General features: G+C 45.3%; 16 protein-coding genes. 9 read left to right on the forward strand and 7 right to left on the reverse strand.

Annotation, left to right across the window (positions count from 1 at the left end):
* Positions 1-2: 2 nt before the first annotated feature.
* Entirely contained in the window at positions 3-1739 is a 1737-nt protein-coding gene (locus SEDOR53_RS0111890; RefSeq protein WP_026769927.1) for a DUF885 family protein, read from the reverse strand.
* Positions 1740-1741: 2 nt separating this feature from the next.
* A complete protein-coding gene (locus tag SEDOR53_RS0111895) occupies positions 1742-2098 on the reverse strand; it encodes a YraN family protein (RefSeq protein ID WP_026769928.1) in 357 nt (118 codons plus the stop codon).
* A gap of 84 nt (positions 2099-2182) precedes the next feature.
* Between SEDOR53_RS0111895 and manA the strand changes: the two genes are divergently transcribed.
* The gene (gene manA, locus SEDOR53_RS0111900; RefSeq protein WP_026769929.1) at positions 2183-3409 is read left to right on the forward strand and encodes a mannose-6-phosphate isomerase, class I; all 1227 of its coding nucleotides are present in this window, start codon (positions 2183-2185) and stop codon (positions 3407-3409) included.
* Here manA and rnhA read toward each other — a convergent pair.
* The 3 genes from rnhA to SEDOR53_RS0111915 are packed head-to-tail and all read right to left on the reverse strand — an operon-like array spanning position 3395 to position 6347.
* Entirely contained in the window at positions 3395-3880 is a 486-nt protein-coding gene (gene rnhA, locus SEDOR53_RS0111905; RefSeq protein WP_026769930.1) for a ribonuclease HI, read from the reverse strand. The two genes, manA and rnhA, sit on opposite strands and share 15 nt — an antisense overlap.
* Positions 3877-4665 (reverse strand): PhzF family phenazine biosynthesis protein, encoded by a 789-nt coding sequence (locus SEDOR53_RS0111910; RefSeq protein ID WP_026769931.1) that lies wholly within the window; start codon positions 4663-4665, stop codon positions 3877-3879. Before SEDOR53_RS0111910 ends, rnhA begins: the two co-directional genes overlap by 4 nt.
* Positions 4666-4718: 53 nt before the next feature.
* A complete protein-coding gene (locus SEDOR53_RS0111915; protein ID WP_026769932.1) occupies positions 4719-6347 on the reverse strand; it encodes an acyl-CoA carboxylase subunit beta in 1629 nt (542 codons plus the stop codon).
* Positions 6348-6521: 174 nt separating this feature from the next.
* Between SEDOR53_RS0111915 and SEDOR53_RS0111920 the strand changes: the two genes are divergently transcribed.
* From SEDOR53_RS0111920 to SEDOR53_RS17845, 5 genes are all read left to right on the forward strand, one after another.
* The gene (locus tag SEDOR53_RS0111920; protein ID WP_232214772.1) at positions 6522-9302 is read left to right on the forward strand and encodes a 4-alpha-glucanotransferase; all 2781 of its coding nucleotides are present in this window, start codon (positions 6522-6524) and stop codon (positions 9300-9302) included.
* Positions 9303-9317: 15 nt separating this feature from the next.
* The gene (locus SEDOR53_RS0111925) at positions 9318-10331 is read left to right on the forward strand and encodes a dipeptide epimerase (RefSeq protein WP_026769934.1); all 1014 of its coding nucleotides are present in this window, start codon (positions 9318-9320) and stop codon (positions 10329-10331) included.
* 81 nt (positions 10332-10412) lie between these two features.
* Entirely contained in the window at positions 10413-10982 is a 570-nt protein-coding gene (locus SEDOR53_RS18595; protein WP_051416617.1) for a hypothetical protein, read from the forward strand.
* A gap of 119 nt (positions 10983-11101) precedes the next feature.
* Positions 11102-11695, forward strand: a complete 594-nt coding sequence (locus SEDOR53_RS17840) for an RNA methyltransferase (protein WP_037361158.1) — start codon at positions 11102-11104, stop codon at positions 11693-11695.
* Between the two features lie 10 nt (positions 11696-11705).
* A complete protein-coding gene (locus tag SEDOR53_RS17845) occupies positions 11706-12185 on the forward strand; it encodes a TlpA disulfide reductase family protein (RefSeq protein WP_084220420.1) in 480 nt (159 codons plus the stop codon).
* 86 nt (positions 12186-12271) lie between these two features.
* On the opposite strand, the gene SEDOR53_RS0111945 is transcribed toward SEDOR53_RS17845, so the two are convergent.
* Complete coding sequence (locus tag SEDOR53_RS0111945) at positions 12272-12472, reverse strand: hypothetical protein (RefSeq protein WP_037361160.1); 201 nt, start codon at positions 12470-12472, stop codon at positions 12272-12274.
* Positions 12473-12823: 351 nt separating this feature from the next.
* Between SEDOR53_RS0111945 and SEDOR53_RS0111950 the strand changes: the two genes are divergently transcribed.
* On the forward strand, positions 12824-15103 hold the full coding sequence (locus tag SEDOR53_RS0111950) for a tetratricopeptide repeat protein (protein WP_037361162.1): 2280 nt from the start codon (positions 12824-12826) through the stop codon (positions 15101-15103).
* 5 nt (positions 15104-15108) lie between these two features.
* On the opposite strand, the gene SEDOR53_RS0111955 is transcribed toward SEDOR53_RS0111950, so the two are convergent.
* Positions 15109-15891 carry a LytTR family DNA-binding domain-containing protein gene (locus tag SEDOR53_RS0111955; RefSeq protein ID WP_026769937.1) on the reverse strand — a complete coding sequence of 261 codons (783 nt, stop codon included), beginning with the start codon at positions 15889-15891 and terminating at the stop codon, positions 15109-15111.
* Between the two features lie 332 nt (positions 15892-16223).
* On the opposite strand from SEDOR53_RS0111955, the gene SEDOR53_RS0111960 reads away from it, so the two are divergent.
* Positions 16224-16619, forward strand: a complete 396-nt coding sequence (locus SEDOR53_RS0111960) for a hypothetical protein (protein WP_157576793.1) — start codon at positions 16224-16226, stop codon at positions 16617-16619.
* 182 nt (positions 16620-16801) lie between these two features.
* A complete protein-coding gene (locus SEDOR53_RS0111965) occupies positions 16802-21280 on the forward strand; it encodes an HYR domain-containing protein (protein WP_026769939.1) in 4479 nt (1492 codons plus the stop codon).
* The last annotated feature ends 105 nt before the right edge of the window (positions 21281-21385 follow it).

A 21385-nucleotide genomic window follows, 5' to 3' on the forward strand; every position in this document is an offset into this window, starting at 1 on the left:
GATCAGTGTGCTACGTCGTAAAAACGCCAGGACGTAGTGAAATCGCGCTTGAGTGGTTGATTGGTGAGGATAGCCCTTACCATTTCAACAGGCATATTGTTTTCCCGTAGTATAGCATCATTGAATGCTTTCAGGCTCATCTTGCTGCTGTCGACCAGTTCTTTTTTCAACGCATAAAACTGAAAAGCGCCTGTCATGTATGCCAGTTGGTAAAGTGGTCCGTATCCCCCGGTAAATGAGCGGCGCACTTCACCTTCTGCATTGGCCCTTTCATGTCCCACGCGTTCTACCAGGAAATCGATACACTGCTGGGGTGTCCATTTACCCAAATGATAATTGAGTGAAAAGATGATCCGTGCGCAACGATGCATTCGCCAGAACAACATGCCTACGCGGTCTTCATGGGAACGCGGGAATTGCGCATCCCATAAAAGGAATTCCCAGTAGAGCGACCAGCCCTCTGTCCAGAACGGTGTTCTGAAATTGCGATACGATTTGAAGCGGTTGTTCATGAACCCTTGCAAATGATGTCCGGCAATGAGTTCATGATGAACAGTAGCCCTTGAAAAATGCGGGTTATTGCCACGCATACTCATCATACGGGAAGCAGAATCCATGGTATTGGTAGGGTATGCGATCAGCAGTACTTCACCTCCCAAGAAAAAAGGACTTACCAGTTGTTGTGCGGGTGACATCATGGTCATGCGCCAGGTTTCTTCGGCCAGCGGCGGAATGGTCACCATATCATGTTTTTTGATGAAATCAATGGACTGATGATAAAGATCCATGATCATCTGTGGCTGCCGTCCTTCGGGCACATAAGTGTTTTTTACTTTTTCCAGTGCGGCTTTCCAATTGTTTCCAAAACCCATGTCGCGCGAAGCTTTCAGCATCTCTGTATCGCACCATGCAAATTCTTTATTGGCAATGGCTACCAGTTCTTCGGGTGAATAGGGTATCATTTCATACTGTAACTGGCGTATCAGTTCATCCCTGCCAATGGGTGTTCCTACAATGCCGCTGCCATCTGGTTTTTGCAGTCCGGTCTTATTGCCTTTATTTTTTAACAGTGTGGCATAAAAGGTGAGCGCGCTGTCAAGCGTCAGGTAGGGACCATATATCCAGCGGGTAAAAGCCGGATCGTAACCATAATAAAAATTGTAAACACTTTTCAGTGCCGCCTGTAATCCTTTGACGGTGCCTTCTGCACGAAGGGCCAGTGGCATGGGTAATGGGGCTTCCTGGTTTTGCAGGATCAATACCTGCCGGTCGAGCCGCCGCAACATCTGTTGCATTTGTAATGCTATGGATTCAGCAGGCATATAAGCGCCACGGCGCCGGAGCTGTTCCCAGCGGTAGATACTGTCGGCAAAAGAAAGGTAGCGATGGATGGCTTTGTACTCTTTTTCTTCTTTGTTAAGCTGGTACAGTTCATTGTTGAGTTCCCGCTTGAACAACAGAAAATCTACCTGGCTGCTCACCTGCATTGAATCGAAATTCAGTTGTTCCAGCCTGGCCAGGTAATCGCGGTTGAAGCGTTGAAAACGTTCTCTTCTTTCCGGTGAATTGATAATCGTATAAAAACGGCTGAGGCTGCCTTTATCCGCCTCGTACATGGCCATCAGCGGCTGCACTTCACTGGTCTGGTAATACGTATCGAGCGGGTCTTTCATCTGGGCATGGCCTGTATGCAGGGTTCCCAGCAATAAGAATATCAATAGGTAAATACGTGTTTTCATCCTTAAAAGTAAACATCCTCGATCAAAAAAAATGCTGCGGCTTGTTGGTTGTTCAATGTAATGGCCAATACATCGAACTGAAGGTATTGCCATTGCGGATGGAGGTATTGGTAGGCTTCCGCCGCATTGCGCAGGTGCTGCATTTTTTCTTTGGTAATGCTTTCTTCAGGCAGGCCATAGCTGAGGTTTTGCCGGGTTTTCACTTCTACAAAATGCAAACGGTTGCCACGGCAGGCAATGATGTCCACTTCCCAATGCCGGTGGCGCCAGTTGCGATGGAGAATGCTATACCCGGCCTCGTACAGGTAGTTTGCCGCGAGTTGTTCGCCCATTTTGCCAGTGTGTAAATGGTGTAACATATTAACTTTGATTTTATTAAATTCTCGTTCTTGTGTATGATATTTGCTATGTGTAGTTTTTTAAAAGTATAACGGGTTTCAGCGATGCAACAACAAAGCGATAAAATCATACGACTGCAAGGTAAAGTGCAACACTACGCTTGGGGCGGAGCGGAATTTATCCCGGGTCTTTTGGGTATTTCCAATGAACAGAAAAAACCTTTTGCAGAATACTGGATGGGCGCACATCCTTCTGCACCTTCTGAACTCATCTCTTCTAAAGGGAATCAATCATTATATGAAGCCATCAGCTGTCACCCGGCAACTATGCTGGGTGAAAAAGTGTACCAGGCTTTTGGTGAACTGCCTTATCTCTTCAAAGTGCTCGATGTGAAGCAGATGCTTTCCATACAAGTGCATCCTACCAAAAAAGAAGCGGAAAAAGGATATGATGCGGAAGAAGCGGAGGGCATACCATTGAACGCACCACATCGCAACTATAAAGACCGCAACCATAAACCCGAAGTGATGGTAGCGTTGAGCGAGTTCTGGCTATTACATGGATTTAAATCCAAAGCGGCGCTGGAAAAGTTGTTGAGTGAAGTGCCTGAATTCAATGTATTCCTGCCTTATTTCAGGAAAGCGGGCGTTAAGGCTTTGTATCAGATGGTAATGGAAATGGGACAAGCCGAAGTGAGTGCTTTATTGACCCCATTGGTAAAAAGAGCTATCCGGTTGAAACAGGAAGGAACCATCGACCCGTCGCACCCCGCATGGTGGGTGGCGGAATGGTATGCTTACCAGCCTGAAGGAGCGGATATTGACAGGGGTATTTTTTCGATTTATTTTTTCAACATTGTTCGGCTCAGTCCCGGCCAGGCCATATTCCAGGGTGCGGGTATTCCGCATGCATACCTGCAGGGACAAAACATAGAGTTGATGGCCAATAGCGATAATGTATTACGGGGCGGACTCACACCCAAACACATTGATGTGCCGGAGCTCATGAAGCATACCATTTTTGAAGAAGTAGTACCTGAAATTCTGAATGGAAAAACAGTGCTCCCGGGAGAAACCGTTTATCCATGCCCTGTGCCTGATTTTGGTATCAGCAAAATTGAACTCAATAGCGGACTTTCTTATACCAGCCGGGCTGCTTCGCTTGAAATATGCATTGTAACAGATGGCGGCGCATTGATCGATAATAGCCTTGTGCTGAAAAGGGGAGAAGCAGTGGCTATGCTGCCAGGAGCTGAATATACTATTTATGCATCCGGACCCTGTACCATCTTCAAAGCATTCGTGCCTGGTGAATCATCAGACGTTGAGTGACCGTTCATATCCTTCATCAATCAATAAATGCTTGCTGTCGGCCGCTGCTGTAGCGAGCTCATCGCAACGGTTATTCAGGGCATTATCGGCATGTCCCTTCACCCATACAAAGCGCGGTTTGTAATGGCGTGTGAGTTGATAATAACGCGTCCAGAGGTCTTTATTTTTTTTCCCTCCTTTGAAATCGGTGCGTATCCAGTTGTCGAGCCATTTTTTTTCTACGGAATTCACTATATACTGGCTATCGGTATAGATAGTGAGTGGAATATTTTTTTTAGTGAGCGATTCCAGTGCCACGATCACCGCCAGCAATTCCATGCGATTGTTGGTGGTAAGACGATAGCCGGCCGATAATTCTTTGCGCTGTTGTCCCCATAGCAATACCACACCATAACCGCCAGGCCCGGGATTACCCCTTGCAGCGCCATCGGTATAAATGAGTAACTGGTGTCCCTGTAGTTGTTCACTCATGACAGCGAATAAGTTCCTTTCATGTACAATATGGCCTGTCCAGCAATGGTAACCCTTTCTCCCAGAAAACCACACCAAAGATGACCGCGTCTTTTAGACAATTGAATGGCTTTCATATCTGTTCGCTGTAGTTCATTGGCCCAGAATGGAATGAGTGTAGCATGGGCTGATCCGGTAACAGGGTCTTCTCCGATAGCAGAGTTGGGTACAAAAAAACGTGATACAAAATCGGCTTCATGTCCTTTTGCGGTAACAATGATGCCTGTTGTATTGGGCACCTGGTTCAGGTGCAAATAATTGGGCGTTACTTTTTCTACTTCTTCCTGTGTGTTGTACACCACAAAATAATCGCGCGACTTCAGTACACGGGCAGGAGGGATACTCAGTCCCTTCAGCAGTTCAACCGGCGCTTCTACAGCAACGGGCATGCGTGCAGGGAAATTCATTTCCAATATATCTTCTTTACGGGTAACGTTGAGTTCACCACTTTTGCAATAAAAGCGGATAGATGGCTGATTGTATCCCAGTTCTGTGAAAATGATGAATGCCGTAGCCAGTGTTGGATGCCCGGCAAGGTCTATTTCAAATTCAGGAGTGAACCAACGGATATCATAAGCGCCGTCTTTCCGTTGCACAAAAAAAGCAGTCTCAGATAAATTGTTTTGATTGGCTAATTGCTGCATGGTGTCGGTGGGAAGCCAGGACTCAAGCGGACATACAGCTGCCGGATTGCCGCCGAACATGGTATGTGTGAATGCATTGACAATATAAATGGGTAATGACATGGAATAGGTAATGAATGAGGTGCTAAAATTAAAGCAATATTTTCAATGTGCTCTCAGACCTGGAACACACCGGTTTTAAATTCATCAATAACAGCATTGTGGTTGGCCGCATGAATGCCGGCAGCGATCAGTTCACGTGTTTGAATAGGATCAATGATATCATCCACCCATAACCTGGCCGCTGCATAATACGGAGAGGTCTGGCTTTCGTAACGGTCTTTGATGGTTTGCAACAATTGCTGTTCTTCTTCGGACGATATTTCTTTGCCTTGTTGCTTCATGGCCGCTACCTGTATCTGTAATAAAGTTTTAGCAGCCTGCTCACCACCCATCACGGCGATCCTTGCCGAAGGCCATGCATAAATGAAACGCGGATCATAGGCTTTGCCGCACATGGCATAATTACCGGCGCCATAGCTGTTGCCTATTATGATGGTGATCTTTGGCACTATGGAATTAGCCACTGCATTCACCAGCTTGGCGCCGTCTTTGATGATGCCACTGTGTTCGCTGCGGCTGCCTACCATGAAGCCGGTCACATCCTGCAAAAAAACAAGCGGTATTTTTTTCTGGTTGCAATTGAGAATGAAGCGGGCTGCTTTATCAGCACTGTCGTTGTAAATAACACCGCCCAATTGCATTTCTCCTTTTTTTGTTTTGCATACGAGCCGTTGGTTAGCCACAATACCTACTGCCCATCCGTCGATACGGGCATAACCACAGAGAATGGTTTGTCCATATTCCTGTTTGAATTCTTCGAATACACTATCATCGGTAATACAGGCGATGATCTCGCGCATATCGTAAGGTCTGAGGTTGCCTTCGGGAATGATGCCATATAAATGCGCAGGATCTTTTTTAGGTGGCAGGGCAGTTGTTCTGTTGAATCCTGCCAATGCTTGCGGCCCTAATTTAGATACCATTTTTTTGATGTGATCGAGGCATTCCTGTTCATTGCTGAATTTATAATCGGCAATGCCGCTGATGGCATTGTGTGTTTCAGCGCCCCCCAATGTTTCTGCATCCACTTCTTCGCCAATGGCTGCCTTGACAAGATAAGGCCCTGCTAAAAAAATACTGCCGTTGCCTTCTACCATCAGGGTCTCATCGCTCATGATGGGCAGGTAAGCGCCGCCTGCCACGCATGCGCCCATCACAGCCGCGATCTGTGTAATGCCCATAGCGCTCATGCGGGCATTGTTGCGGAATATCCTCCCAAAATGTTCTTTGTCGGGAAATATTTCATCCTGCATGGGAAGGAATACACCTGCACTATCTACCAGGTAAATGATGGGTAACCTGTTCTCCATAGCTATTTCCTGCAAGCGCAGGTTTTTTTTACCGGTGATGGGAAACCAGGCGCCCGCTTTCACAGTCTGGTCGTTGGCCACCACCACGCATTGCCTGCCGCTGATGTAACCGATGCCGGCAACGGTTCCGCCGGCCGGGCACCCGCCTTCAGCCTCATACATATCATAACCGGCGAAAGCGCCTATTTCATGAAAAGGTTGGTCACTGTCACACAGGTAAGCGATCCTTTCACGGGCTGTGAGCTTGTTACGCTCTGCCTGGCGGGCAATAGCCTTTTTGCCGCCTCCCTGGCAAATTTGCTCAAACCGGCTGCGCACCTGCGATACAGCCAACTTCATCCAGTCTTCGTTGCGGTTGAATTGATGCTTCATCTACGAACAATTGTTAGTCTGCCAAAGATAGGGCTAGGATTGTTAGCGTGAAAACAGGATAAATGCGACTGAAAGCTTATTTTGCAAGCTGGATCTTTTTATTGTGTTATAAATACACATTATTTACTACTTTAGCACCCTAACCCTATATTGTAAGAATTGAAAACGGATCGCTTGCCTTCTGCCAGACAATATCATGCTCCTGCTGTGCCTGCAACTGCTGTGGCAAAAAAAGCACCAGGCGTATTTCGGAAAATAACCTTCCAACTGAAATTTCATACGTTATTCGGACAGGAACTGTTCATCGTGGGAAATCATTTGTTGTTAGGCAATAACGATTTAGCGGGTGCATTGTCCATGGAATATGAGAACGGTGATTATTGGCGGGCTGTTATTGAGTTGAACGAAGCGCAATGCACCGACCAGGAGATCACGTATAATTATGTACTGAAAAATGCAGATGGCCTCATTAGTTTTGACTGGGGCGCCGATAAAAAATTCAATCCCGCCAGACTCTGTAAAGCAGAGACTATTTTTTACGATGCCTGGAATTACGCCGGTTATTTTGAGAATGCATTTTATACCGAGCCCTTCAAGCAGGTTTTACTGAAACACAACCATACAGCAATAAAAAGCGATCATGTTGGAAAAACAACGCATGTGCTGATGGTAAAGAGTCCGCTCTTGCAAGCCGGCCAAACCCTGTGCATACTGGGCAATACTGTTGAATTGGGGAATTGGGATACTGTTGCACCGGTATTGATGAACAGGCAGGAAGGGGAGGATAGCTTTACAGCATCGCTCGATCTGAGCCACGCGTCTTTCCCGATTGCTTACAAGTATGGTGTATACGATACAGAGAAAAATATTTTCCTACGGTATGAAGATGGCGACAACAGGATTTTGAACGACCCCGGCGCCAAAAACAGGCAGGTGACTGTGAATGATGGATTCACCATATTGCCCGATAATACCTGGAAAGGTGCAGGCGTTGCTATTCCTGTGTTCGGCCTGCGCAGTGAGCAGAGCCTGGGGGTAGGAGAGTTTACCGACCTGAAACTGCTGGTCAACTGGGCACGTACTACGGGCTTGAAACTGATACAGCTGTTACCGGTGAACGATACAACGGCTACACATAGCTGGACAGATTCTTATCCGTATGCAGCGATTTCGGCTTTTGCACTGCATCCTATTTACCTGAATGTGGAAGTGCTTGCCGGTACCAAAAACAAAACCATACGGCAAAAAATATCCGAAGAAAGAGAGCGGCTGAATCATTTGCCGGTAGTGGATTATGAATCGGTGATCAAGACCAAGTGGTCGATCATCCAGGACCTGTATGCAGAAGCAAAAAATGATTTTTTCCTGCACAAAGATTACCAGGATTATTTTGAACAGAACAAACATTGGCTGGAACCCTATGCTGCCTTTTGTTACCTGCGCGACCTGTATGGAACGGTTGATTTCAACCAGTGGCCTCAATATGCCCGGTACGATGCAACCACCATTCAAACACTGATCGGTTCACACCAGGATGAAATAGGGTTACATTATTATATCCAGTACAACCTGCACTTACAACTGAAAGAAGCCACCGCTTATGCACATGCGAATGGCATCATTGTTAAAGGCGATATAGCCATTGGTGTGTACAGGCATGGTGTGGATGCATGGCAGAATCCTGAATTGTATCACATGGATGCGCAGGCGGGTGCGCCACCCGATGATTTTGCCGTGAAGGGACAGAACTGGGGATTTCCCACTTACAACTGGGAGCGCATGCGTGAAGATGGTTTCGCCTGGTGGAAGCAGCGTTTTGAACAGATGAGTTACTATTTCGATGCTTTCCGTATCGATCATATATTGGGTTTCTTCCGGATATTCAGCATTCCCATGCATGCAATAGAAGGTATCATGGGACATTTTGTGCCTGCTATTCCGGTACGCATCAATGAATTTCATAACAGGAAGATCAATATAGATCTGCATCGTTTTACCCAGCCATATATCTCAGATCAGGTATTATGGGAAATATTCGGGCACGACAACGATCTGGTTAAAAAAGAATTTCTGCAATCTGCCGGAGATGGTTCGTATGCTCTCAAACCTGCTTTTGCTACACAACGGCAGGTAGAGACTTATTTCGCAGCGCTGGAAAATGATGCGCATCACCAGAAAGTCAAAACGGGTCTTTTCGATTTGATCAGCAATGTGATATTGTTCGAAGCAGAGCAGGCTGATGGCATGCATTTTCATTTCCGTTTCGGGATGGAAAATACCAGTTCATATCGCCACCTCGATGAGCAGACAAAACAGGCCCTGCATGAGCTGTATATAGATTATTTCTTCCGCAGACAGGATGAGTTCTGGAAGAAAGAAGCGTTGCTCAAACTGCCTGCTTTGAAGCGGGTGACCAATATGCTGGTATGCGGGGAAGACCTGGGCCTCGTGCCGGCTTGTGTACCTGATGTGATGCACCAATTGGGACTGCTGAGCCTTGAGATACAGCGGATGCCCAAGGCCAGCCATACAAAATTCTTCAACCCCAAAGATGCGCCTTACCTGAGTGTGGTAACGCCCTCTACGCATGATATGAGTACCATACGCGGCTGGTGGGAAGAAGACAAAACAACGATACAGCAATTCTACAACGAGGAACTTGAAGAGCCCGGAACAGCGCCTTATTATTGTGAGCCATGGATCAACAAAGCCATTGTATTGCAACACCTGCATTCACCCGCTATGTGGAGCATTTTTCAATTGCAGGATATCCTGGGCATAAGCGAGCAATTGCGCCGCGAGAATCCCGGTGAAGAACGTATCAACATACCCGCTAATCCCCGCCATTACTGGCAATACCGCATGCACCTTACTTTGGAATCATTACTTGCGGCCAATGCATTCAATGAGGAATTCTATAATTATGTAATAGCCAGTGGCAGATTGTCTGATTAATTTAAAATAACAGCTTTGAAACTTCGATACTGGCAGCAGAACCTCCCTTTTCAATACCCGTTCACCATCTCGAACGGACGTACCAAAACCCATCAGCCAGCATTGGTAGTAACACTGGAGTTGGGGCCTTTTACCGGCATCGGCGAGGCGCCGGCCATTGTGTATTACAATATCACAGTGGAACAAATGATGGCAGACCTGGAAAGCAAAAAAACATTGGTGGAAAAATTTGCACTCACCGATCCCGAAAGATACTGGCATTACCTGCACCATCTTTTTCCAAACAATCCATTCCTTGTATGTGCACTGGACATAGCCTGCTGGGACCTGTACGGAAAAATGAAAGGCCAGCCGCTCTATGCTTTGTGGAATACGAAATGGGAACATACTGCTATCACAGATTATACCATTGGTATTGACCAGATAGACCAAATGGTGGCCAAAATGAAAGCAAAGCCCTGGCCGGTATACAAGATCAAACTGGGAACCGATGAAGACATCGCCATTGTAAAAGCATTGCGAGCCAATACCGATGCTCGTTTCAGGATCGATGCCAATGCCGGATGGACAACCGAAGAAGCATTGGAAAAAATACCGCAACTGGCCGAACTGGGTGTAGAGTTCATCGAACAACCGCTGGCAAAAGACAACTGGGAGGGGATGAAAGTTTTATTTGAAGGATCGCCACTTCCATTATTTGCAGATGAAAGTTGTGTAACGGAAACAGACGTGGAAAAATGCCATGGCCGTTTTCACGGGATCAACATCAAGCTCACCAAATGCAGTGGCATCACGCCTGCCAGGCGAATGATCACAAAAGCACGTTCATTGGGCATGCAGGTAATGATGGGAAGTATGAATGAATCTACAATTGGTTCATCGGCTATTGCGCATTTTCTGCCGCAACTGGACCATGCAGACCTGGACGGCCCCTTGCTGTTATCACAAGATGTAGCACAAGGGCTGACTTATGATTTCGGAACTGTTCTTGTATCAGGAAAACCTGGCCTGGGTATCAGTCCCTTATAAGATGCAGATTTACATTTGTTTAACAGATTTAGTCGTTTCTGGCATTGCGTTTGGCTTATATAGAGTATAAAACGTTCGACCATGAAAAAGTTAATTCTACCCACCTTGTTGCTCGCAGCTGTGCTGATGAGCAGTTATACAGAAGCACAGGTTCGACTGAATGTGAACCTCAACATAGGGAGACCTGCCTGGGGCTTGCCCGGTGAATATGAGGGCGATTATTATTACCTCCCTGAGATTGATAGTTATTATGATATCCCCCATCGCTCATTCATTTACCTGAGCGACGGACGCTGGGTGATCGGCGCTTCTTTGCCTGCTATGTATAGTGATTATGACCTTTATGGCGGATATAAAGTAGCCATCAATGAACCCAGACCCTGGTATCGTTGCGATTATTACCGGGATCGTTACCGTGATTATTACAATACCTACAGAAGGCCCGTGGTAATAGACAACAGATACCCGGCGTATGGTGGCGATCGTTATGGTTATGGCGGAAAATGGAAAGACAAATTCTACAATGGCCACGATAACCGCAAATGGGACAGGGGAGACCGCGACGATGATGACCGTGGTGGCCGTTGGGGAGACCGCGGTGAACGCGAGCGCGAACAGGGCAGAGGCTGGGGCCGCCGCGAAAGAGACTAAACACGCATGGTTTTGACAGTGATCATAAAACTCCTTTGCCCCGGGCTTAAGCCCGGGGCAAAGGAGTTTTATTTGGTTTCTTCTCCGTTGTTGTCGAATTTCGAAGCAAGAACAAGCGCATGACACCGGAAAGGAAAAATAAATTGATACAAGTATTGAATAAGCGCCAACCCAACCTGACTGTAGTGATGGAAAATATACAGGATCCGCATAATATTGCCGCAGTCATGCGAACCTGTGATGCGGTAGGCATACAGGATATATATATTCTAAATACCAAAATTCCACGTCACGACAAGTTCGGACCTAAAAGCAGCAGCAGCGCAGCCAAATGGTTGACCGTACATCATTTCGATAATGCTGCAGCGTGCTTTGCACAATTAAGACAGCAATACAGCCGCATTTTTACCACGCATCTTGCCGCCGATGCTGTAAGTGTTTATGATATCGATTTTACAGGGAGTGTAGCGCTTGTGTTCGGCAATGAGCATTCCGGCGTGAGTGAAGAGATCAGGTTGCTGGCCGACGGTAATTTCATCATCCCCCAGGTTGGCATCATCCAAAGCCTGAATGTGTCTGTTGCCTGCGCTGTGAGTATTTATGAAGCTATGCGACAGAAAACCCTTGCAGGGCATTATGAGCAGCAGTCTCTGCCGAAAGCTCAATCAGATCAACTAATGACCGAATGGGGTATTACAACCCAGAATTATTAAATGTATCGCTATGAAAAAACTACTTATTTGCTTATGCTGCTACCTGCTATCAGTAATGACGGAGGCCCAGTCGATCCCTAAAATGAAGATCGGTGAACTGATGAAGATGGTTGATACCAGTTCCGCGCCTACGGTCTTTAATTTTTGGGCAAGTTGGTGCGGCCCCTGTGTGCACGAGATCCCCTGGTTCGAAAAACAAGTGGCGGCTTTCAAAGCAAAGGGTGTGAAGTTGGTACTCGTGAGTCTCGACTTCCCCGATGATTATCCCAAAGCGATCGCAGCTTTTGCCCAAAAGCAGCATTATCATTCCAGTATTATATGGCTCGATGAACAAGATCCCAATGTTTTTTGTCCGATGATAGACAAATCCTGGGACGGCACCATCCCGGTGACCTTGATGGTAAACAATAAAAAGCATTACCGGCAATTTTTTAATCACCAGTTACCAGAGACAAGGCTGGTTCTTGAATTGAAGAAATTGGCTGAATAATGTGCCAATGGCTCAACACTCAATGCGTTTTTTAACGCCCCCCTGCGTATCATCATTGAGTAATTGAGTATCGAGCCATCGGGACATTATAACTGCGTCTCTTCTTCTTCTTTTAGTTGAGATAATCTTCGGAAAAGATAAATGGCTACTGCCAATGCCGATAAGCTACAGATAGCCAGCGTAGTACCCAATGTGCTGCCATAATGGATGCCGTCACTGAGGGCGTAGGTAATCAAAAAAAGTAAAGCAATGATGATCAGGTTCCGGAAAAAGCGGCTTTTTTTCATATGCATTCGTTTTTGATATCAGTATGAGATGCGGGCCGTTAAGAAATCCATAAAAAGTTGAAAAATAATATTCAACTGTTTCTTTCCTCTGCCTTCCTAGTTAGGTATGTAATACTGACGTTTAATTCAAATCCAATGAGCAGGATCAATGAGTTGAGGTAAATCAGCAACATCAGGATGAGTACGGTTCCGATAGATGCGTTTCATGCAAAGGATGATTTTTTTAATGCATACGAAAGGTTGCATTATTTTTTATTTATATTGTTAGACAATGTTATGGGTTATTCGTTTAATTTTAAACGAACTAACCCTGGTTGATTTAAACAGGACGTCGAAACTACTGAACCTTTTATGAAGAAGATATTGTTGATGCTTGTGATATTCACCGGTTGTATAGGTGTGGGGTGGACGCAGCAGGCAAAATTAGATAGCTTATTACGCGTAAACGAGGCGTATCAGAAAGAAGATTCTTTAAAGGTTATTTACCTGCGCAATATTTTCAGGCAGTATGCAATTTTGAAACAGTTCGATAAAGTGGAAAGCTTCGGCGAAGCGGCTGTTTCCCTCGCAAAAAAACTACCCAATAAAAGTATACTGGAAGTTATCTATTATAAATTGGGCGCCTCTTATCACGGTGTGTCAGATTATCTCAAAGCCCTTTCTTATTACCAGAAAGCACTCGAAGTGGGAAAGGAAGCTGCCGATAAAGTGCATATGGCTGATACGTATCTGAATATGGGAGCGCTGTACAATGATATTCCGGATTATGCTAAATCGCTGGAAGCCCATCAGAATGCAATTATTTTATATGAGCACTTGGGGAAAAAAGGCGAAGTGGCCAGTTGTTACATGAATATCGGGGAGATCTATGAGGGTCTTGGCCAGTTTAAACAGGCATCGGAATACATACACAAAGCTTTAAAAATATTTGAGGATGCAAGCAGTACAAGCAGAGGAGTGGCTGTTGCCTGTGAAGCACTTGGAAATATCTTAATGATGGCCTCAGATAACGAGCTTATGAACATGCGGATCAGGCCGGCGGAAAAATATGAAAAAGCACTCCAGCTATTTAACAGGGCCCTGCCAATAGCAGAGAAAGAAGAGGATTATTCGATGAAATCTTCCATTATGACGGGCATTGGCAAAATATACGAAGCCCGGCAAAACAAAGAAACTGCGCTGAAATATTACCTGACCTCCATGGAGGTAAACAAGAAAGCCAATGAAAAACTTACGCTGGCAGAAAATTACCTAAACCTGGGCAGGTATTATACAAAAAATAAAGATTATGGGAATGGTTTTATTAACCTGAAACAGGGCCTGGATATAGCAAGGCAGATCAATGTTTCAGGAGTACAAAAAAATGCATTGGAAAGCCTGAGTAATTTATATGAAACAACAGGCCGTTTCGACAGTTCGCTTTTTTATTACCGGGAGTATATTGTCATGCGTGACAGCATCTATAATAATGAAAAGGAAAGGGAGATCACGCGCAAGCAATTGCAACTCGATTTTAATATTAAGGAAAGGGAATATAAACTGACCCAGCAGTTGACCGATGAAAGCCTGAAACAGCAGATATTGCTGGCAAAACAACAACAGCAGGAGATCATTCTCAGAAAGCAGCAATTAGAGATCAGTGATCAGGAAAAAAGCCTTCAAAGAGTTGCCTTTCTTAAAAAAGAGGCAGACCTGGAAAACGCAAAGAAATTGGAAATCACCCGGTTGCAAAAGGAGCAATTAAGGGCTCGTTTCGATAAAAAGATCAAAGACAGCAGGATCAGCGCCCAGCAGGCACAGATCGAATTCGATGCAAAATTATCAACCGCACTGGCAATAATTGCCATTACTACTTTGGGTGCTGGAATACTGGTATTTTACAACCACTATAAAACCGTTAAGCTAAACAAATTGGTTTCGAAACAAAAGCAGACTTTGGAAGAGCTGGTATCGGTAAAGGATACAATATTCGGTATTGTGAGTCACGATCTCAGAACGCCGGTCAATAACCTGATCTCTTTCAGCTCACTGCTGGCAAACGGGCATATTGAGCAAAAGAGACTGGCTCAATATACAGAATTGATAAAAGGCACACTGGATCATACTGCCAGCTTAATGGATAACCTGCTTAACTGGTCGGCCAGCCAGATGCAGGGCTTTGCACCCGTTATAGAGGATATTGATATGGCAGCTATTGTAGAACATGTTATCAGTGGCGCGCACCATACAATAGGAGCAAAAAACCTGACGGTGAACAACAGCGTCAAGGAGGGGGTAAGGGTATTGGGCGACCGCAACATGGTAGAACTGATCGTTCGTAACCTGGTTAGCAATGCCATTAAATTTTCCGGCCAGGATGGGTTATTGGAAATTTTTGCGAAGAGAGACGGCAAAGAGATGGTGCTCTCAGTGAGAGATAATGGTGTAGGAATCAGCGAAACAAAAGTGCAGCAGATCAATGATGTCGCCATAAAATCAATTGAAAGCACCTACGGGACCAATAGAGAAAAAGGAACCGGTCTTGGCTTACTGTTAAGCAAGCATTTTGCAGCTATATTACATGGGAATATCACTGTGAACAGCCGTCCTGGGGCAGGCAGTATATTTCATATAACCTTACCCGCGGCATGAAGGTATTATTCCCCAAAGCGGGTCAATGTTTTTTTATGTACTACCGTATCCAGCAATGCCTGTTTATAGGCTGTACTGATTGGGATTATATTGTTGTCTTTCAGCAGTATTTCGCCCACTGTAATATTTTTAATATACAGCAGATTAACCATATACTGTTTGTGAACGCGTATGAAGAAGCTGGCGGGCAATTGCTTTTCCAGGTTCTTTAAACTCACCAGGACCAAATGTGTTTTCTGGCTCGTAGTATGTATTTTGGAAAAATCCCCCATACTTTCAATATATAACACGTCGCCCATATCAAGCCTGGTATAACCGCTGGCATCTTTGATGAAGAAATAGGCTTGAGCGTCGATGGTCTTGATCAGGTTGTTACCGGTATCGGGAGAAGATGCTTTAGGGCCCGCCTGGTTATTCTGCAACCTCTTTAACTGGATGTATTCAATCGCCTTGTTGGCGGCATGGATCAGTCGTTCCAGTTTAACCGGTTTTACGATATAATCGATCACATTCAGGTTGAAGCTCTCGGCAGCATACTCCGGATGGGATGAAATAAATATAAAAACGGGGTGATTTTTGGTGCTTTTCAGCAGTTCTATGCCAGACAGGCCCGGCATGTCTATGTCAGAAAAAACAATATCTATTTTGTTGTCTCTCAAAATATTCACTGCTTCCAATCCACTTGAGAGGGTGGCATATATTTCCAGGCTGGCAATTTGTTTTAGTTTCAGCGCAAGCGAGTCGCATTCAATAATGTTATCATCTATTATGATACAACGATATTTCATCTTGGCAGAGGTTAGTAAGGGTACTGAGCTAAAATTTTGCCTGAAATTAAGCTGTTTTTTCGTCTCATCTACGAAATCAATGCTCTAGTCTATTAAAATCATTGTGTTATCAACTCAATTTTGCCTGGAATTGGCAATTTGTCAAATTACATCCTTGTAGATATTTCTCTACAGTAATTTACAGACGCTACTACAATCAACCTAACTAAAAACCTGCATATGAACCTTGCGCTGTTCAATTGAAAAATACCTGTGCTTCCCGACCTTATTTCCTATCGAATATGCAGTTCCCAACTGTATTCTATAATTTTTTAATAATTAAAAACTTGATTATGTTAAAACGGCTACTCTTTTTTATGCTGGTTATGGGCTTTGTAAGCATTTCTTTTGGCCAGTCTTCTGAAACCGTGTATAAAAACTGGCAGGTTTTTCCTGAAACCAGGAACTCAATAGAGATCTTTTACCGTGTTGTTAAATGTAACAACACAAACCAGGTACAGATCAGCGTCTTTAATGATGGTCCTGCAGATCAAAATGCGCAGTTTACCCTCACTATTACAAATAATGGAGACGGTCAGAATTTGTCGAAAGATTTCAACTTCGCCAGCAAAAAAGGCGTGTTCAATAAGCCTGACTGCGATAGCGATGCTTTGAATGATTTGAAGATCAGTCTTCCTGCTGGGTTTGACCCTTCGGGCCTGTCTGTAAAAAAAATATATAAAAACTAAGTGCAACAGGATGCTTAGAAGGATAATTTTCTGAGATCATGCTTAATGGTCATTATCAAAACCACTTTATGAAAAAAATTCTACTCTTTGTAACATGCCTTTTTGTTACAATCCTTTCGTTCGCACACGTTACGGAAATACGTGTTAATCAGGCCCAGGACGGCTCTTTAACATGGTATCTGATGACCTATCATCAGGTAAATGAATGCGGCCATTCGGGTGCGGGGCTCACTATTAACGGGGTCAATTACCCTATTGATGCAGAATTTGCCGGGAATGCCTCTTCATTAAGTCCCACTATTTTTGCTGCGGCATCACCTACTTATCTGGGCTTTGGCTTTAACAGCTATGCTACTGTTCATACTCCGTTCCTGGGTACCACACTGAGCGTAGCCCCTTATTCAAACAATGTATGCTGGGCTTTTTTGGTAGGAGGCTCCGGTAATTTTACACCGCCTCCACCCCCGGTTTGTACAAGTTGCCCGATAACAGGCTGGAGCAATACAGTTACATTGCCAGGTAACAATAATGGAACACCCTGTAATCCTGCAGATGATTACACCACTGCTAGCATAAGGGTCAACCATCTTTCCTGTGCATCCATTACAGGTACCAAAAGCTTTAAGGTAATTTACGATCCTTCGGGGGCGAATATTTCCTATGGGCCGTTTAATTACAATACCGGAGTAACAACAGATGTATCCATTTCCATACCCTATGGAGCCAGTAACAGTACTATGGTTGAAGTAATAGATGCTGCTTTCCCATGCCAGGTAACACATGGTCTTTCCATACCCAATGGACAGTACCTGGGGGAAAAAGACCTGGTACCGCCAACTATTTCGAGCCCGGGCCCCATTACGGTCAATAATGATCCAGGTATATGCGGTGCGAGCGTAGCATATACAGTAAATTATAGCGACAATTGCGGCGTTCCAACCATTCAGCAAACGGCTGGTTTGCCCAGCGGTTCGGTATTCCCTGTTGGAACTACTACCAACAGTTTTATCGTAACCGATGCGGCAGGTAATACAGCCAGCGCTTCGTTCACTGTAACGGTAAAAGACAATGAAGCGCCGGTGCCAACTACTTCAACAACAGGTTCAAAGACCATTTCAGTGCCTTATGGTAATACAAATGGCTGGAGCCCGTGGATATTTAATTTTTCTGACCCCTTACCCGCTGGAGCTGTTGTAACTGGCGCGAGCTTATCTTATACAGCTGTAGACCAGGGATGGGGAGGAACCGGTGATTACGATCATATGTATGTTTCGGGTACCCATATCGGCGATAACCAATTATTCCATTACGCGCAGTCATTCACCATCAATTATAACGGAAGTATCCCCGGATATAATTATGGCGGCAATAATACTTTGCAGATGAATTTCACCGGTTATCCTGGCTGGGTAGGTTATTTCCGAGGAGGCACACTTACGATAAATTACCAGATAAATGCCCTGCCCGCTGTTAAGGCCGAATGCGCTGCAACAATTACAGCGCCTACTGCTAAAGACAATTGCTCGGGTATGGTAACAGGAACTACCAGTGATCCACTTACTTATAACAATCAAGGTACTTATACCATACACTGGACATACCAGGATGCCAGTGGAAATACCGCTACTCAAACACAGGCCGTTATTATCAAAGATGTTACTCCACCTGTGATTACAACAGCGCCGGGTAGTATGGATGCAACGGTTGAGTGTTCCGATGCTGCTTCTTTGGCAGCAGCATTGGCGTTGGCCCCAGTAGCTACCGACAATTGCAGTACAGCAACCATACATTTATTAAGCGATGTAAAGACCGCAGGCTGTGGTAGTTCCTATAAACAGGTTAGAACCTGGAACTTTACCGATGCAAGTGGCAATACGAGCGTCAATAACTTTATACAGACCATCACTGTACTGGATAGAACAGCGCCAGTTTTGAGTGCAGCACCTGCTAACATTACAGTAGACTGTAACGCAGTACCTGTAGCAGCTACTTTAACAGCAACAGATAATTGTGATGCATCGCCTGTAGTAGTATTTGCGGAGACAAGCACGCAGAATGGCGATATCAATAATGCGGGTCATTACAATTATACTATTACCAGAACCTGGACAGCCAAAGACGCATGTGGAAATACTTCTTCTGCAGTACAGGTAATCACCGTTCATGATATTACTGCGCCAACATTAACTACTCCTTCTGCCATAAACGCAGTGAATGATAAGGGTATATGCGGAGCAGCCATCAACTTTGCTGCAACGGCTTCGGATATTTGCGGTCCTGTTGTGATTACGTATAGCCAGAATCCAGGAACAGTATTCCCTGTAGGTGTTACTATTGTAAATGTGACCGCTACCGATGTAAGTGGTAACGTGTCTTCGGGAACCTTTACCATAGTAGTTGCTGATACTGAGAATCCAACGATCACAGCTCCGGCCAATATCAGTGTAAATAACGATGCAGGCAAGTGCGGCGCAATGGTTAATCTGGGCACGCCGGTAACCAATGATAATTGCGGTGTGGCGGGCGTAGTAAATAATGCCCCTGCCTTCTTCCCTGTGGGTACAACAACAGTAACCTGGACGGTAACGGATATCCATGGCAATACCAACAGTGTTTCGCAATCAATTACAGTAACAGATAACGAGAAACCCACGATCAGCACGGTGAATATTAGTGTGAACAATGATCCGGGCAAGTGTTCGGCCACAGTAAGCTTAGGTACCCCGCTCACCAAAGACAACTGCGGTGTACAGCGTGTGGTGAATGACCATCCGTCGGCTACTTACCCTGTAGGCACCACAATAGTAACCTGGACGGTAACAGATATCCATGGCAATACGAATAGCACTGTACAGACAGTGGTTGTTACAGATAATGAAGCGCCGGTGATAGCCTGCGCGGGCAACCAGGTATTCTGTGCTAATACTGGCGGTAATACCAATTACACAATTCCTGTATTAAGTCAGGGAGATAATTGCGGAATAGCCAGTACCCTGTATACAGTAACAGGCGCAACAACAAGAAACGGCGCGGGTATCGATGTAAGCGGTGTATTCAATATCGGTACATCAACAGTAAGCTACACAGTAATGGATATACATGGTAATGTAAGTACCTGCAGCTTCACAGTGAAAGTGAACCCCCTGCCGGTAGCCAGTATCGCACCGAGCAATGCTGATGCGTTCTGTAATAAGTTAACCCTTACTGGCAGCAGTACATTAAACGGACCGTTTGGCTACCAGTGGTTGTACAGCACGGGCAGCTTTGCCGCTACACAGCAGATCAGCTTAGGCTTAACGAATGGAGATGGCGTATATAGCCTGTATACTACAGATGGCAATGGTTGCAGGAGTGAATTTGCGGCCACCTACATGTATGCGAAAGAAACCCTCGCAAGCAGCTACACGATCCTGGCAGGCAGGCAGGTAGAGTTGAGCGACCACAATATAGTGTCCGGCGGCAGTGTGGGTGTGATGAGCGCAAGGGGCAGGGCTAAGTTTGGAGAGAAGACAACCGTAGCTTCGGCGGGGGCATTTGTAAAAGCACCAAGAATAGATGCAGAGAGTGGAGTGGTGATCAACCAGAAGATCTATGGGGTAGCTGCTGTTGGCTTACCAACGATGGTGTATAACACAACAAGCACAAGAGGACTGCCCAATTTTACTGTTCGCAAGAATACAACAGCAACGGTAAGTGGTAATTACAAAGAAGTTAATATTGGTCAAGGCGCAGTTGTTACGTTGGGTGGTACAGTATTTGGATCGATAGAGATAGGCCAGGGAGCAACGGTATTGTTTACGAGTCCTGTGATCAATATAGGCAGGTTGCATGTAAGCGGCGGTTCATCTGCAGGCGCCTATACGAACGTACGTTTTGCAGGCAACAGCCAGGTACTTGTAAGCAATGGGGTAGAGATAGGTAAGAAGAGCAAGATCAATGCAGACCGTTATAAAGTTACGTTCTATGTAGGGCAGAAACTATTGGTGGAAGAAGACCACCAGCACGCGGGAGAAGAGAATCACCAGTTTGAAGGAGGTGATGCAGGCGATGGAGGAGGTTACTTCACGGTACATGGTGGTGAAGAAGGAAATGATCATGGAAGCGATGATGGTTATAGAGGGGAGCAGGGTGAAGACCACCAGGATGGCCGCGGTACCAGGAAAACGGATACCTGGGTGAATGCGAATGTATATGCACCGAATGGCCAGCTGGAAGTACAGGGCAACAGGGACAGTACGCATATGACGGGTCTGTTTATAGCCCAGGAGATACAGAGTGAAAAGCGCAATGTGATCTGGAACAGTTATGATTGCAGTGTTGGACCGGTAGTAACGGCATCAGCAACCGGTGACAATACCACCCTTACACAAACAGCCAATGAAGACAAAGTAAAAGTGAGCTCAGAAGAATCAGAACTGAAAGTAACGGTAGCTCCGAACCCAACCAGCACTTACTTCACACTGAAGATCCAAAGCAGGTATGAGACACCGGTGAATTTGCGGGTGATGGATGCATCAGGAAGAGCGATAGAAGCAAGATCAGGACTGCATAGCAACAGTAGCTTGCAGGTAGGAGAAAACTACCAGAGCGGGACCTACTTTGCAGAATTTATTCAGGGATCCAAGCGTAAGGTCGTACAACTGATCAAAGCGAGGAAGTAATCAAGGGGGATTATTATTTTCTGAATCAAGGGCTGCTCAGTTTGAGCGGCCCTTTTTGTATAGGAGTTGTAGCGAATCTATAAACATCCGGAAAATTATTCTTAA

Source organism: Asinibacterium sp. OR53, assembly GCF_000515315.1.
GTDB lineage: Bacteria > Bacteroidota > Bacteroidia > Chitinophagales > Chitinophagaceae > Sediminibacterium.